Source organism: Geodermatophilus sp. CPCC 205506 (assembly GCF_051383635.1).
GTDB lineage: Bacteria > Actinomycetota > Actinomycetes > Mycobacteriales > Geodermatophilaceae > Geodermatophilus.
Genome location: NZ_JALPKP010000085.1, coordinates 1 through 14,181, shown reverse-complemented (window position 1 = coordinate 14,181; position 14,181 = coordinate 1). Strand labels below are relative to the sequence as shown.

11 protein-coding genes are annotated in these 14,181 nt (G+C 74.0%); 6 read left to right on the top strand and 5 right to left on the bottom strand.

Annotated elements, in window-relative coordinates:
* The first annotated feature begins 422 nt into the window (after positions 1 to 422).
* Genes sbnA through MY520_RS27015 form a run of 6 tightly spaced genes read left to right on the top strand, consistent with a single transcriptional unit; the run spans position 423 to position 9,947 of the window.
* The gene (gene sbnA, locus MY520_RS27040) at positions 423 to 1,472 is read left to right on the top strand and encodes a 2,3-diaminopropionate biosynthesis protein SbnA (protein ID WP_436695791.1); all 1,050 of its coding nucleotides are present in this window, start codon (positions 423 to 425) and stop codon (positions 1,470 to 1,472) included.
* A gap of 25 nt (positions 1,473 to 1,497) precedes the next feature.
* Positions 1,498 to 4,653, top strand: a complete 3,156-nt coding sequence (locus MY520_RS27035) for a Pls/PosA family non-ribosomal peptide synthetase (RefSeq protein ID WP_436695790.1) — start codon at positions 1,498 to 1,500, stop codon at positions 4,651 to 4,653.
* Complete coding sequence (locus MY520_RS27030; protein WP_436695789.1) at positions 4,650 to 7,097, top strand: non-ribosomal peptide synthetase; 2,448 nt, start codon at positions 4,650 to 4,652, stop codon at positions 7,095 to 7,097. The genes MY520_RS27035 and MY520_RS27030 overlap by 4 nt, the downstream gene beginning before the upstream one ends.
* A 21-nt stretch (positions 7,098 to 7,118) precedes the next feature.
* Positions 7,119 to 8,114: a TauD/TfdA family dioxygenase gene (locus tag MY520_RS27025; RefSeq protein ID WP_436695788.1), complete on the top strand. Its 996-nt coding sequence runs from the start codon at positions 7,119 to 7,121 to the stop codon at positions 8,112 to 8,114.
* Positions 8,111 to 9,151 (top strand): 2,3-diaminopropionate biosynthesis protein SbnB, encoded by a 1,041-nt coding sequence (gene sbnB / locus MY520_RS27020; RefSeq protein WP_436695787.1) that lies wholly within the window; start codon positions 8,111 to 8,113, stop codon positions 9,149 to 9,151. Before MY520_RS27025 ends, sbnB begins: the two co-directional genes overlap by 4 nt.
* A gap of 22 nt (positions 9,152 to 9,173) precedes the next feature.
* Positions 9,174 to 9,947, top strand: a complete 774-nt coding sequence (locus MY520_RS27015; protein ID WP_436695792.1) for a 4'-phosphopantetheinyl transferase family protein — start codon at positions 9,174 to 9,176, stop codon at positions 9,945 to 9,947.
* On the opposite strand, the gene MY520_RS27010 is transcribed toward MY520_RS27015, so the two are convergent.
* From MY520_RS27010 to MY520_RS26990, 5 genes are all read right to left on the bottom strand, one after another.
* On the bottom strand, positions 9,893 to 11,563 hold the full coding sequence (locus MY520_RS27010; protein ID WP_436695786.1) for an alpha-amylase family protein: 1,671 nt from the start codon (positions 11,561 to 11,563) through the stop codon (positions 9,893 to 9,895). The two genes, MY520_RS27015 and MY520_RS27010, sit on opposite strands and share 55 nt — an antisense overlap.
* 31 nt (positions 11,564 to 11,594) lie before the next feature.
* The gene (locus MY520_RS27005) at positions 11,595 to 12,140 is read right to left on the bottom strand and encodes a GNAT family N-acetyltransferase (RefSeq protein WP_436695785.1); all 546 of its coding nucleotides are present in this window, start codon (positions 12,138 to 12,140) and stop codon (positions 11,595 to 11,597) included.
* A gap of 26 nt (positions 12,141 to 12,166) precedes the next feature.
* The gene (locus MY520_RS27000; protein ID WP_436695784.1) at positions 12,167 to 12,337 is read right to left on the bottom strand and encodes a hypothetical protein; all 171 of its coding nucleotides are present in this window, start codon (positions 12,335 to 12,337) and stop codon (positions 12,167 to 12,169) included.
* 76 nt (positions 12,338 to 12,413) lie between these two features.
* On the bottom strand, positions 12,414 to 13,463 hold the full coding sequence (locus MY520_RS26995) for a TIGR03885 family FMN-dependent LLM class oxidoreductase (protein WP_436695783.1): 1,050 nt from the start codon (positions 13,461 to 13,463) through the stop codon (positions 12,414 to 12,416).
* Positions 13,464 to 13,540: 77 nt separating this feature from the next.
* Positions 13,541 to 13,936, bottom strand: coding sequence for an HNH endonuclease signature motif containing protein (locus tag MY520_RS26990; protein WP_436695782.1), 396 nt, complete (start codon positions 13,934 to 13,936; stop codon positions 13,541 to 13,543).
* Positions 13,937 to 14,181 lie beyond the last annotated feature (245 nt).

The following is a 14,181-nucleotide window of genomic DNA, read 5'->3' as shown; positions in this document are numbered from 1 at the left end:
GGTGGCCGCGGGCCCGGGCTGTGCGGGCCCGGGCTGAGCGGGCGCGGGCTGCTCGGGTGCGGGCTGGGCGGGCGCGGGCTGCGCCGCCGTGGCCCCGGCGGGGACGGCGGGCAGCTCGGCGGTCGACGGGTTCGGGGTGCGCGGGGCCTCGGTCATCGGGCCCACGCTATGCGGCGCTGCCGACGCGGCCCGGGAGGGCCCCGGGACGTGTCGACACGTCGCCGTGTCGACCACCGGCCCCGGCCGACACGGCCGGTACCAGCGGTACTAGCCCGAAGGTCCTATGGAGACCATTCCCACCCGTATTGGACGCTGCTCCCGCCGGCAGGACCGGCGCGAGGCGAGCGGCAACGGAGCCGTTCCGGTACGTGGGGGAATCGAGAACGGCGCCACGTACCCGCCTCCGAGTCGAGGAGACCGTCGTGACCGTGATCTCCGTTCCGCAGGACTTCAACGAGGACGATCTGTACGTCGATCTCCAGCCGATCTTCGACCAGTCGCTGTTCCTGAAGTGCGAGGGCTTCAACTTCGCCGGGTCGATCAAGGTCAAGGCCGCGACCGAGATGGTCGAGGCCGCCGAGCGGAACGGCCTGCTGTGCCCCGACTCGATCCTCGTCGAGTCCTCGTCCGGGAACCTGGGCGTGGCGCTGAGCATGATCGCGGCCAGCAAGGGCTACCGGTTCCTGTGCGTCACCGACCAGCGGTGCAACCTGCCGACCCGGCTGCTGATGGAGGCGCTGGGCAGCGAGGTGCACGTGATCACCGAGCCGCACCCGGTCGGCGGCTTCCTCGGGGCCCGGCTGGACTACGTCCGCGCCCTGTGCGACTCGGACTCCCGGTACGTGTGGCTGAACCAGTACACGAACGACGGCAACTGGCAGGCGCACTTCCGCACGACCGCACCGGCCATCACGCGGCAGTTCCCGATGCTCGACGTCCTCTTCGTGGGGGCCGGCACGACCGGCACCCTGATGGGCTGCGCGCGGTTCTTCGCCGAGTGGCGCCGGCCCGTCCGCGTGGTCGCGGTGGACGCCGTGGGATCGGTCTCCTTCGGCGCTCCGCCCGCCCGGCGGATGATCCCGGGCCTGGGCATGAGCGTCCACCCGCCACTGCTCGACCGCTCCTACGTCGACGACGTGGTGTGGGTCGAGGAGGCCGACGCCATCCGGGCCTGCCACCGCCTCGCCCGGCGCGGATTCCTGTTCGGCGGCTCGACCGGGACGGTGGTCAGCGGCGCGCTGCGCTGGCTGTCGGAGCACAGCGGGGAGCACCTCACCGCGGTCGCCATCGGGCCCGACCTCGGCGAGCGGTACCTCGACACGATCTACCAGACCAACTGGCTGCGGGACCTCTACGGCGAGGACGTGCTGGCCGACGGCGGCGGCGCCGTGCCGGCTCGCGCCGTCCCCCAGCCGCGGCCCCCCGAGGACGACCGGGCGCACGGTGCCGTCAACGGCTCCCTCATCCCCTGACCTGCGCCGCGCCCGAGGAGTCCACGTGCTGGGGAGAACGGTCGAGCCCACCGACCTGACGGAGTCCGTCCCCGCGCAGGGGGCACGTCCCGCGGCGGCGGCGTCGCCGCTCGCCGACCGGCTGGCCGAGGTGCTGGCCGAGGTGCTGGAGGTCGAGCACGTGCCACCGGACGGCGACTTCTTCGCCGACCTCGGTGCCGACTCGATGCTGATGACCCGCTTCTGCGCCCGCGTGCGCAAGCGGGCCGATCTGCCGTCGGTCTCGATCAAGGACGTCTACCAGTACCCGACCGTCGGGCGGCTCGCCGCGGCGCTGGCCCCGGCTGCCGCGCCCGCCGTCCCGGAGCCCGCCGGGCCGGTGGCCGCCGACCGGTCGCTCGCCGACCGGCTGGCCGGGGTGCTGTCCGGGGTGCTGGAGGGCGCGCCGGTGCCCCCCGACAGCCAGTTCTTCGACGACCTGGGCGCCGACTCGCTGGTGATGGCCCGGTTCTGCGCGCGGGTCCGCAAGGACCCCGAGCTGCCCCCGGTCTCGATCAAGGACGTCTACCAGCACCCCACCGTCGCGCTGCTCGCCGCGGCGCTGGCCCCCGCGCCGTCGCCCACCCAGCAGGCCCTCGCCGACGTGCTGGCCGAGGTCGTCGGCGGACCGGTGACCGCCGACAGCCACTTCTTCGACGACCTCGGCGCCGACTCGCTGGTGATGGCCCAGTTCTGCGCGCGGGTCCGCAAGCGGGCCGATCTGCCGTCGGTCTCGATCAAGGACGTCTACCAGCACCCCACCATCCGCGAGCTGGCCGGCGCGCTCGTCCCGACGACCCCGGCGGAGGTCCCGGCCGCAGCGGCGCCGCTCCCCTCCGCGGCGCCGGTCGCGCGCCGGGCGACCACGACGGAGTACCTGCTCTGCGGGGCGCTGCAGGTCCTGGTCTTCCTCGGGTACACGTTCCTGACCTCGTACGTGGTCATGGTGGGCTTCGACTGGATCTCCGAGGGCGGGGGCCTGCTCGACGACTACCTGCGGTCGGTCGTGGTCGCCGGCGGCACCTTCCTCGGCATGTGCCTCCTGCCGATCCTCGCCAAGTGGGTGCTCGTCGGCCGCACCAGGCCCCAGCAGATCCGCATCTGGAGCCTGGCCTACGTCCGCTTCTGGACGGTCAAGACGCTGGTGCGGGCCAACCCGCTGGTCCTGTTCTTCGTCGGCTCCCCGCTGCACGCCCTCTACCTGCGGGCGCTCGGCGCACGGATCGGGCCCGGCGTCGTGATCATGAGCAAGCAGATCCCCGCCGCCCCCGACCTGCTGACCGTCGGCGCCGGCACGGTGATCCGCCGGGACGTGGTCTTCACCTGCTACCGGGCCCAGGCCGGCGTCATCGAGACCGGCACGGTCACCATCGGGGCCGGCGCCGTCATCGGCGACGCCGCGGTGCTCGACATCGACACCGGCGTGGGCGACGGCGCCCAGCTCGGCCACCGCTCCTCCCTGCACCGCGGGCAGGCGGTGCCCGACGGCGAGCGGTGGCACGGGTCCCCGGCGCAGCGGACCGACGTGGACTACCGGCTGGTGGAGCCGGCCCGGTGCGGCGCCCTGCGCCGGATCGTGTACTCCGTCGTGTCGCTGCTGAACGTCGTCCTCGTCACCCTGCCGCTGAGCCTGGGTGCCGTGGCGCTGCTCACCGTCGTCTTCCCCGACATCGCGGCCCTGCTGGAGGCGGGTCCGCACGCCTTCGCGGAGGTGTCGTTCTACGTCACCACGCTGGAGGTCTCCACCGCGCTGTTCTTCGGCGGGATCGTGTTCGCCCTGCTCTTCGTGGTCACGGTGCCCCGCCTGCTGCACGTTGTCATGCGGCCGGACAAGGTCTACCCCCTGTACGGCTTCCACTACTCGATCCACCGGACGATCGCCCGGCTGACCAACGTCAAGGTGTTCGGGACCCTCTTCGGGGACAGCTCCTACATCGTCCACTACCTGCGGGGCCTGGGTTACGACCTCGGCCGGGTCGTGCAGACCGGCTCCAACTTCGGCACCGGCGTCCGGCACGAGACCCCGTACCTGGTGTCCGTGGGCAGCGGGACGATGGTCGCCGACGGGCTGTCGGTCATGAACGCCGACTACTCCAGCACGTCGTTCCGCGTCTCCCGCGCGACGATCGGGGCCCGCAGCTTCCTCGGCAACGGGATCGTCTACCCCTCACGGGCGCGGACCGGCGACAACGTCATGCTGGCCACGAAGGTCCTCATCCCGATCGAGGGACCGGTCCGGCAGGACGTCGGGCTGCTGGGCTCCCCCGCCTTCGAGATCCCACGGACGGTCGACCGGGACGCGGAGTTCGACCCGATCACGAACGACCTGAGCCGCCACCTGGCCGCCAAGAACCGGTACAACCTGCGCACCATCGGCGTGTTCCTGCTGGTCGGGTGGCTGCAGTTCACCGGCATCACGCTCATCGGGCTGTCCGCCACCGAGCTCCACCACGACTTCGCCACCACGGCGGTCGCGGGCGCATCGCTGGCGACGGTCGCGTTCAACCTCTCCTTCGGCACCATCGTCGAGTGGGTCAACCTGCGGTTCCGCCCGCTGACCCCGCAGTTCTGCTCGATCTACGACCCGTACTTCTGGTGGCACGAGCGCTACTGGAAGCTGCTGATGAGCCCCAAGATCCTCAACGGCACGCCGCTGAAGGGCCCGATGTGGCGCCTGCTCGGCGTCCGGATCGGCCGGCGGGTGTACGACGACGGCTGCGACATCCCGGAGCGCACGCTGGTCACCATCGGGGACGACGCCACGCTCAACGGTGGGGCGTGGCTGCAGTGCCACTCGCAGGAGGACGGCGCCTTCAAGTCCGGCCGCATCACCGTCGGCGCCGGCGTCACGGTCGGGATCTCCGCGTGGGTCCACTACGGCGCCACGGTCGGCGACGGCGCGGAGCTCGTGGCCGACTCCTTCCTGATGAAGGGCGAGGAGGTCCCGCCGGAGGCGCGCTGGGGCGGGAACCCGGCCGTGGAGCTGGGACCGGAGACCGCTCGCCCGGCGCTCGCGGCGGCCCCGACGCCCGCGCTCCCCACCCCGCGCGACGGCGAGGCCCCGATCCCGGTCCAGGTCCCGGTCCAGGTCCCGCGGCACCGCCACCGGGCTCCCCGCCGATCGCCGTCCGCCGTCCCGACGCAGAGGGGCAGGCACCGATGACGCTGTCGACGGAGACCGGCCGCGCGTACTGGCGGGACGTGCTCCTCGAGGGCGGCTCGACGGCGCTCCCCCGGTGGACGGCGGCTCCGGTACCGGGCTCCGCCGAGATCCGGGCGACGCTGCCCGGCGACCTGCAGGCGGCGGTCGCCCGGCGGGCCGGCGAACTGGGCGTCCCGGTGCGCACGGTGCTGCTGGCGGTGCACGCGAAGGTGCTCGCCGCGCTGTCCGGCGAGGCCGACGTCGTCACCCGGTACGTCGCGGGCGGCCGGACCCTGCCCTGCCGGCTGTCCGCCGGCCCCGGCAGCTGGCGGGCGCTGGTCCGCGACGCGCACCGGGCCGAGTCGGAGCTGCTGGCGCACGCGGACTTCCCCGTCGACGCGCTGCTCGCGGAACTCGGCACCGCCGGGCCGTCGTCGGAGGCGGTCTTCGACCCGACCGGTGCGGGTGCCGTCGACGACGCCGTGCTGCAGGTGGCGGTGGACGGCGGTCTGCGGCTGCGGGTCCGGACCGACGCGCTCGACGCCGGCTGCGCGGCCCGGATCGCGGGGTACCACCGCACCGCACTGGAGCTGCTGGCCGCCGACCCGGACGCCGAGCACGGGCGGCAGAGCCTGCTGTCGGCCGAGGAGCTCGACGTCCAGCTCGACGAGCTGGCCGGCCCCGCCCGCGAGCTGCCCGACCGGCGCTGGCACGAGCTGGTCGAGGCCCGGGCGGCCGCGGCTCCCGACGCCGTCGCCGCCGTGCTCGGGGACCGGCGGTGGACCTACCGCGAGCTGAACGCGCGGGCCAACCAGCTGGGCCGGGCCCTGCTGGCCCGGGGCCTGCGCCGGGAGGGCGTGGTCGCGGTCGTGACCGAACGCGACCTGGACTGGATGGCCGCCGTCCTCGCCGTCGCCAAGGCCGGGGGCGCCTACCTGCCGATCGAGCCGCACTTCCCCGCCGACCGCATCGCCACCACCCTCACCCGCGCCGGGTGCGAGCTGGTGCTGACCGAGGCCGGCAGCACCGCCGCCCTCGACGAGGCGCTGGCGTCGCTGCCCGGCGTGCGGTCGGTGCGGGTCGACGCGGCCTGCGCGGAGGGGCACGCGGACACCGACCTCGGGATCGCGGTCGCACCGGACCAGCTGGCCTACGTCTACTTCACCTCCGGCTCCACCGGGCAGCCCAAGGGCGCCATGTGCGAGCACGCCGGGATGCTCAACCACCTGTTCGCCAAGATCGACGACCTCGGGATCGGCGAGGGGCAGGTGGTCGCCCAGACCGCGCCGCAGTGCTTCGACATCTCGCTGTGGCAGCTGGTGTCCGCGCTCCTCGTCGGCGGCCGCACCCTGCTGGTGCCGCAGGACGTGGTCCTCGACGTCGAGCGGTTCGTCGACACGGTCGTCGAGGGTCGGGTCTCGGTGCTGCAGGTCGTGCCGTCCTACCTCGAGGTCGTGCTCGCCTACCTGGAGGCGCACCCGCGCGAGCTCCCCGACCTGCGCTGCGTCTCGGTCACCGGGGAGGCGCTCAAGCGGGAGCTGGCGCAGCGCTGGTTCGCCACCGCGCCCGGCATCGCCCTGGTCAACGCCTACGGGCTCACCGAGACCTCCGACGACACCAACCACGAGGTCATGCACCGGGCGCCCGACGGCGACCGCGTACCGCTGGGCCCCCCGATCGCCAACGTGCAGGTGCGGATCGTCGACGAGCACCTCTCCCCGGTGCCGCTGGGCGCCCCGGGCGAGATCGTCTTCGCCGGGGTGTGCGTGGGCCGCGGCTACGTCAACGACCCCGACCGCACCCGTGCGGCGTTCCTGCCCGACCCGCTGCGCGAGGGGCAGTGGCTGTACCGCAGCGGGGACCACGGCCGCTGGCGCCCGGACGGGAAGCTGGAGTTCCTCGGCCGCCGGGACAACCAGGTCAAGATCGCCGGCTTCCGCATCGAGATCGGCGAGATCGAGAACGCGCTGCTGCGGGCGCCCGGGGTCCGGGACGGCGCCGTGGTCGTCGCGGGCGGAGGCGGCCAGACCCGTCGGCTCGTGGCGTTCTGCACGGGCCCCCGCCCGCTGGATGCCGACCAGCTCGGCGAGCACCTGGCGCGGTCCCTGCCGGCGTACATGGTGCCGTCGGTCCTGCACTGGCGGACGAGCCTGCCGCTGACCCCGAACGGCAAGACCGACCGCAAGGCGCTGACCGCGCTGGCCGGGGAGCTGGCGGAGCTGGCCGAACCGGCCGGGCCCGCGGCTCCGCGCACCCCGGCCGAGCAGCGGCTGGCCGCGGCCTGGGCCCAGGTGCTCGGCGTGCCGATCGACCGGATCGGCCGGCACGACTCCTTCTTCGACCTCGGCGGCACGTCCCTGTCGGCGGTGAAGCTGGCGATCGCGCTGGACCGCGCCGTGACGCTGAAGGACGTCGTCCGCGTGCCGGTCCTGGCCGAGCTCGCCGAGCTGCTGCCCACCCCCTGAGCCCGACCCGGAGGAACCGCCATGTCGACCCTGTCCCTGCTCGACCTGGACCTGCGCGAGGGGGCGGTCGCGGTGCTGCGGGCCGAGGCCGGCGGGAACGCCTCGGGCTGGGCGTCCGCGCACCGCGAGGCGCTGCGCGCGGTCGTCGTCGAGCGCGGCGCCGTCCTCGTTCGCGGCCTCGGCCTGCGCGACGCCGACGGCACCGCCGCCGTGCTGGCGCGGCTGACCGACCGCGTGCAGGTGGAGCTGGAGGCCTTCGCGCCCCGGCAGCCGCTCACCGGCGGCCTCTACTCCTCGACGCCGTGGCCGGCCAACCAGCCCATGTGCATGCACCACGAGCTCAGCTACGCCCTCGAGGTCCCCGGCCTGCTGGCGTTCACCTGCCTGACCGCGCCCACGACCGGGGGTGCGACCGCGCTGGCGGACGCCCCCACGGTGCTGGCCGCGCTGCCGGCCGGGCTGGTCGAGCGCGTCGAGCGGGAGGGCTGGCTGCTGGTCCGCAGCTACAACGACGAGATCGGCGCCTCGCTGGCCGAGGCCTTCGGCACCGACGAGCGCGAGGCGGTGGAGGCCTACTGCCGCGCGCACGCCATCGAGACCGACTGGCAGCCGGACGGCTCGCTGCGCACCCGGCAGCGGCGGCGAGGCGTCGTCCGCCACCCGGTGACCGGCGTGCGGTGCTGGTTCAACCAGATCGCGTTCCTCAACGAGTGGACCCTCGCCCCCGAGGTGCGCGAGTACCTCGTCGACGTCTACGGCGAGGACGGGCTGCCGTTCACCACCCGCTACGGCGACGGGGAGCCCATCGGCGAGGACGTCGTCGCGGAGATCAACGCGGTGTACGAGTCCGCCACCGTCCGCGAGCCGTGGCAGGCCGGTGACCTGCTGCTGGTCGACAACGTCCGGACGGCGCACAGCCGCGAGCCCTTCGAGGGCCCCCGCGAGGTGGTCGTCGCGCTGGCCGACCCGGTGCGCCTGCTCGGCTGGTCCCCGACGGAGGAGGGAGCACCCCGATGACCACCGTCCCGCACGCCACCGTGCCGGCGTTCGCCGTCGTGCCCGGAGCGCAGGTCAGCTCCGCGCTGGAGGGCCGCGAGAAGGAGCTGGTGGAGCTGGTGGAGGCCACCTACCGGCTGCACGCCGCCGGGGCCTCGGTGAACCCGCCCTCGTACTTCCTGCGGTTCCCCGACCGCCCGAGCGCCCGGATCATCGCGCTGCCCGCCTCGATCGGCGGGGAGATCCGCGTCGACGGGATCAAGTGGATCTCCAGCTTCCCGGAGAACGTGTCGGCCGGGATCCCCCGCGCCTCCGCCGTCCTGGTGCTCAACGACCACGACACCGGATATCCGTTCGCGTGCCTGGAGGCCTCGGTCATCAGCGCCACGCGCACCGCCGCCTCGGCGGCGTCGGCGGCGGACTGGCTCAGCCGGGGGCGTGTCCGGCCGGCCCGGATCGGGTTCTTCGGGGTCGGGCTGATCGCCCGCTTCGTGCACACGTTCCTCGCCGGCACCGGCTGGTCCTTCGACGAGATCGGCGTGTACGACACCTCGCCCGAGAGCGCGGCCGGCTTCCGCGGCTACCTCGACCGCGCCGGCACGCCCGGCCGGGTCACCGTGTACGACGACCCCGAGCAGCTGGTCCGCGGCAGCGACCTGGTGGTGTTCGCGACGGTCGCGGCCCGCCCGCACGTCACCGACGTGTCCTGGTTCGACCACGCCCCGGTCGTCCTGCACGTCTCGCTGCGCGACCTGGCGCCGGAGGTGCTGCTGACGGCCACCAACGTCGTCGACGACGTGGAACACTGCCTCAAGGCCGAGACCTCCCCGCACCTGGCCGAACAGCTCACCGGCAACCGGGACTTCCTCGCCGGCACCCTCGCCGACGTGATGGACGGCCGGGTGCCGGTGCCGGCCGACCGGACGGTCGTCTTCTCGCCGTTCGGTCTCGGCGTGCTCGACCTCGCCGTCGGCAAGTTCGTCTACGACGAGGTCCTGCGCAGCGGTTCCCTGCGAACCGTCGACGGGTTCTTCTCCGAGCTCCGCCGTTACGGATGACCGGTGCCGACCCGTGGACGCGATGGTCCCGCCGCTGGCGCCCGGCGTCGCCCAGGTGTGGTGGGCCCGGGCCGAGGAAGCCCGCCCGGAGCACGACGACCTGCTGACGCCCGCTGACCGGTTGCGGCGGTCGAGGCTGCGGCGCGCCGCGGACCGCCGCCGGTCGACGGTGGCCACCGCGGTGGTCCGCCTCGTCCTGGGCGCGCACGCCGCCGCCGCGCCCACGGCGCTGTGGATCGACCGCACCTGCGCACGGTGCGGCGGGCAGCACGGCCGGCCCTGGCTGCCGGAGGCGCCGGAGCTGCACTTCTCGGTCTCCCACTCCTCGGGCTGCGTCGCCGTCGCGGTGTGCCGGGACGGCCTCGTCGGGATCGACGTCGAGGAGGTCGGGCTCTACGACGAGGACGAGCTGACCTGCATCGCCGGGCAGGCGCTCGCCCCGGAGGAGCAGGCGGAGCTGGCCCGCCAGCCGCTGCGGGCCCGCCCGGAGGCGTTCACCACCTACTGGACCCGGAAGGAGGCCCTGGTCAAGGCGACCGGCGAGGGCCTGGCGACGCCGCTGGACCAGCTGGTCGTCTCACCGCCCTGGGCGCCGCCGCGGGTGCTGCGCTGGGCCGGCCACGACGACGCGGGGCTGGCGCTGCACCCGCTGGACCCGCCCCCCGGCCTGGTGGCCGCGCTGGCCGTCGTCGGCGCGGCCGAGGTCCGGGTGGAGGAGTGCTCCGCCCGGGGGCTGCTCGATCAGACCAGCCTGCGGCTGCCCGGGGCCACCACCCGCAGCCAGCGGTGCCCGTAGCCCTCGAGGGCCAGCTCCACCCCGCCGTCCTCCCCCACGGCCTCCTGGCCGGCCTGCAGCAGGTCCACGAGCAGGTGCTCGGCTCCGCAGTCGTCCAGGGTGACCGGCACCTGCCGCGGCTCGGGTCCGAGGTTGTGGACGGCGACCAGGGCGCCGTCGTCCCAGCTGCAGAGGTGGGCCAGGACCTCGGCGTGCGGCTGGTCGAGGACCGTGTACGTCCCCCAGCCCAGCTCCGGGGACTCCCGGTAGCGGCGGATCAGCAGCTTCATGAACGACAGCAGCGAGTCCGGGTCGTGCCGCTGGGCGGCGACGTTGACGAACTCCGGGGCGAACCCGCCGTCGACCACCGGGCCGGGCAGCCGGTCGGGGTCGGCGGTGGAGAAGCCGCCGTTGGCCTCGGCGGTCCACTGCATCGGCGTCCGGACGGCGAGCCGGCCCTCGGCGTCGAGGTCCTCGCCCATGCCGATCTCCTCGCCGTAGAAGAGCACCGGCGTCCCCGGCAGGGAGAACAGCAGGCTGTAGACCATCCGCACCCGCCGCGGGTCGCCGTCCAGCATCGGCGGCAGCCGGCGGCGCAGCCCCCGGCCGTAGACCTGCATCCGTTCCTCGGGGCCGAAGGCGGCGAACACCTCCTTGCGCTCGTCCTCCGACAGCTTGTCGAGGGTGAGCTCGTCGTGGTTGCGGACGAAGGTGGCCCACTGGCTGTCCGGTGAGACGGCGGGGCGCTCGGTGAGGGCGGTGCGCAGCGGCTCGGCGTCGGCCCGCGCGAGGGACAGGTAGAGAGCCTGCATGCCGATGAAGTCGAACAGCATCGTCAGCTCGTCGCCGTCCGGTCCGCCGAAGAACTCCAGCTGCTGCTCGTGCGGCAGGTTCACCTCGCCGAGCAGGATGCCGTCACCGGTGCGCCGGCCCAGCAACTGCCGCAGGGCGCGCAGGTACTGGTGCGGGTCGGGGAGGGCGTCGGCGTCGTCCGGCTCCACCTCGAGGAAGAAGGGGACGGCGTCGACGCGGAACCCCGACAGCCCGAGCTGCAGCCAGAAGCCCATGATCTTGGCGACCTCGTCGCGGACCCGCGGCTCGCTGACGTTCAGGTCGGGCTGCTCCTTGTAGAAGCGGTGCTGGTACCACTCCTCCGTCGCCTCGTTGTAGGTCCAGGTGCTGTCCTCCTGGTCGGGGAAGACCACCTGGTCGGAGGTGTCCGGCGGCTCGTCGTCCCGCCAGACGTAGAAGTCGTGGAACGGGTCGTCCCGGCTCTGCCGGGCCCGCTGGAACCACGGGTGCTGGATCGAGGTGTGGTTGACGACCAGGTCGGCGATCACCCGCATGCCGCGGTCGCGCGCCGTCCGGATGACCTCCACCAGGTCGCCGTGGGTGCCCAGCCGGGGGTCGACGCCGTAGAAGTCGGTGATGTCGTACCCGTCGTCGCGCTCGGCGGTCGGGTAGAAGGGCATGAGCCACACACACGTGACGCCGAGGTCGGCGAGGTGGTCGATGCGCTGCGCCAGGCCCTCGAAGTCGCCGCAGCCGTCGCCGTTCCAGTCCAGGTAGGTCTCGACGTCCAGGCAGTAGACGACGGCGGTCTTCCACCAGAGGTCGCTCGTGTCGGTGATGCGCATGGCGGGGTCCTCTCCCTGGGGTGCCCCGTCCCTACCGCAGATCGCCCGCCGGTGCGACCTCCGCGTCGTTCACCAGTTGGAAGAGGACGTGGTCCTGCCAGCGCCCGGCGATGCGCAGGTAGCGCGGTGCGAGGCCGATCCGCTGGAAGCCGTTGTGCCGGAGCACGGCCTGCGAGGCGTGGTTGTGCACGAGGGTGCCGGCCTCGAGGCGGTGCAGCCCGCCCTCGCCGAACGCGTGCCGCACCATCGCCGCCACAGCCGCGCTCGCCACGCCGCGGCCGGTGACGTGCCGGGCCACCCAGTAGCCGAGGACGCCGGAGAGGAACGGCCCACGGACGATGTTGTTCACCGTGACGCGGCCGACCGGTTCCCCGTCGAGCAGGACCACCCCGGGCAGGACGGCGCCCTCCCGGTACCGGTCGAGGGCCGTGACGGCCTCGGCGCGCTGGTACTCCTCGGTGGCGTAGTCGGCAGGGCGCTCGGGATCCCACGGGGCGAGGTGCTCGCGGTTGGCGGCCAGCAGGCGCGCCAGCGCGGGGGCGTCGTCCGCGGTGACCATGCGCACGGCGACGTCCACGCCGTCGCGACCTGGGCGGGGCGCGCTCACTCGCCGAGCCGCTCCAGCAGGACGGCCACGCGCACGCGGGCCGCGGCGAGATCCGGCCGGCCGCACCCCGTGTGGCGGTTGAGCAGCTCGGCCGCCCGGCGCAGGTCCGGCGCCGACATCGGCTCGCCAGCGTTGACCCGCCGGACCACGTCGTCCACCTCGTCCATGCCGCCCCCCGTCTCCCGTGTCGATCTCTTCTTCGCCGCACCCGTCCCCGGTGGATGCGGCGGCGTCCCCGCCCGGTCAGGCGATGCCGGCGGGCTGCGGTTCCTGCGCCGGGCGGCGCGGCCCGGCGGGACCCGGCGGGTCGACGGCCACGGCCGGACCGGGCGTGGTGACGTCGAGCCGCGGCAGGACCTTCTCGCCGAAGGCGTCGAGGAAGGCGATCTGGTCGCCACCGACCTGGTGCAGGTAGACGTCGTCGAAGCCGAGCTCGACGTACTCGGCGATCCAGGCGGCGTGCTGGCCGAGGTCGGCGGAGACGCGGACGGCGCCGGTGACGGCCTCGGGGGTCACGTGCGCGCTGGCCTGCTCGAAGGCCGCAGGGCTGTCGAGGTCCCAGCACAGCGGTGGGGGGAAGACGTTGCTGCGCCACTGGTCGTGGGCCTGCGCCAGCGCGCGGTCCGGGTCGGGGTCCCAGCTGACGTGGACCTGGAGGACGAGCTTGCCCTGGCCGCCGGCGTCCCGGTAGGCGGCGATCATCTCGCGCAGCTTGTCGTGCGGCTGGTTGATCGTGACCAGGCCGTCGGCCCAGTCCGCGCCCCTGCGCGCGGTGGCCACGCTCACCGCCGGGGCGATGAGGGCGGGCTGCTGCTCCGGCAGGGTGTAGACGCGGGCGCGGTCGACGGTGACCAGCCCGTCGTGGCTGACCTCCTCCCCCGCCAGCAGCGCCCGGATGACGTCGACGCACTCCCGCAGCCGGGCGTCACGCTGCTCCTTGCGCGGCCACTTGTCTCCGGTGACGTGCTCGTTCATCGCCTCGCCGCTGCCCAGGGCGACCCAGAACCGGCCGGGGAACATGGCGCCGAGGGTGGCGATCGCCTGGGCGACGATCACCGGGTGGTAGCGCTGGCCGGGGGCGTTGACCGCGCCGAACGGCAGGCCCGTCGTGGCGAGCGCCGCGCCGAGCCAGGACCACGCGAAGCCGGAGTGGCCCTGCCGCGGGTTCCACGGCGTGAGGTGGTCGGAGCACATGGCGGCCGTGAAGCCCACCTGCTCGGCGTGCTGCACGGCCCGCAGGAGTTCGCCGGGGTGCACCTGCTCGTGCGAGTTGTGGAACCCGATCACCGTCATGCCCGGCCCCTACCCCGCCTCCCCCGGCCTCTACCTGCGCGCTCGGACGTACTGCCGTTTCCGGACGACCCGCGGCGTCAGAAGGGTGGTGGGTCGTCGGCGGGGTCGGGTGCCGGCGGTGGCTCGGGTGGTGCTGCGGCCAGGACCCGGCTGCCGGTGAGGGACAGATTCGGTTCCGGTCGATGGCCGGGTGGTCGGGTGGTGCGGGTGACCCCGCTGGGGGTGGTCACCGACAGCACCCCGTCGGGGGTGATCGCGTAGCTCCAGCCCGGCGCGTGGGTCTTGAGCCGGTGGTGGCGGCGGCACAGGCAGCTCAGGTTCGCGCACGACGTCGCCCCGCCGCGGGCGTGCGGGATCACGTGGTCCAGGTCGGCCCAGCCGGCGGCGTTGGCACAGCCGGGGTGGCGGCGGCAGGTGCGGTCCCGGGTCTCGATCCAGCGGCGTTGCGCGTCCGACGGGGTGTAGCGGTCCACCGGTGGCGGCCGGTCCAGCACCGGACAGCGGCAGCCGGTGTGGCCGTGGGTGGGGCAGCCGCGGCGGGCGATCCGCTCGAGCTCGCGGCGGGTGGTGGTGGCCCGCAGCGCCCCACCGGCGTCGGTGATCGCGATGGTCAGGGTGCCGCCGGCCGGCGCTGGCCAGGGCGTGCGGCAGCTTGGGGTGTGTCAGCTGGCCTGTGTAAGTGCCTGACTCGGTGATGGGTCAGGCCAGGTCGAGCCGG

What these genes read in the sequence shown, in the direction of transcription:
- MY520_RS27030 (WP_436695789.1), top strand. Translation starts at nt 4,650, where the DNA reads ATGACGCTGTCGACGGAGACCGGCCGCGCGTACTGGCGGGACGTGCTC.
- MY520_RS26995 (WP_436695783.1), bottom strand. Translation starts at nt 13,463, where the DNA reads ATGACGGTGATCGGGTTCCACAACTCGCACGAGCAGGTGCACCCCGGC.
- sbnB (WP_436695787.1), top strand. Translation starts at nt 8,111, where the DNA reads ATGACCACCGTCCCGCACGCCACCGTGCCGGCGTTCGCCGTCGTGCCC.
- MY520_RS27025 (WP_436695788.1), top strand. Translation starts at nt 7,119, where the DNA reads ATGTCGACCCTGTCCCTGCTCGACCTGGACCTGCGCGAGGGGGCGGTC.
- MY520_RS27015 (WP_436695792.1), top strand. Translation starts at nt 9,174, where the DNA reads ATGGTCCCGCCGCTGGCGCCCGGCGTCGCCCAGGTGTGGTGGGCCCGG.
- MY520_RS27000 (WP_436695784.1), bottom strand. Translation starts at nt 12,337, where the DNA reads ATGGACGAGGTGGACGACGTGGTCCGGCGGGTCAACGCTGGCGAGCCG.
- MY520_RS27010 (WP_436695786.1), bottom strand. Translation starts at nt 11,563, where the DNA reads ATGCGCATCACCGACACGAGCGACCTCTGGTGGAAGACCGCCGTCGTC.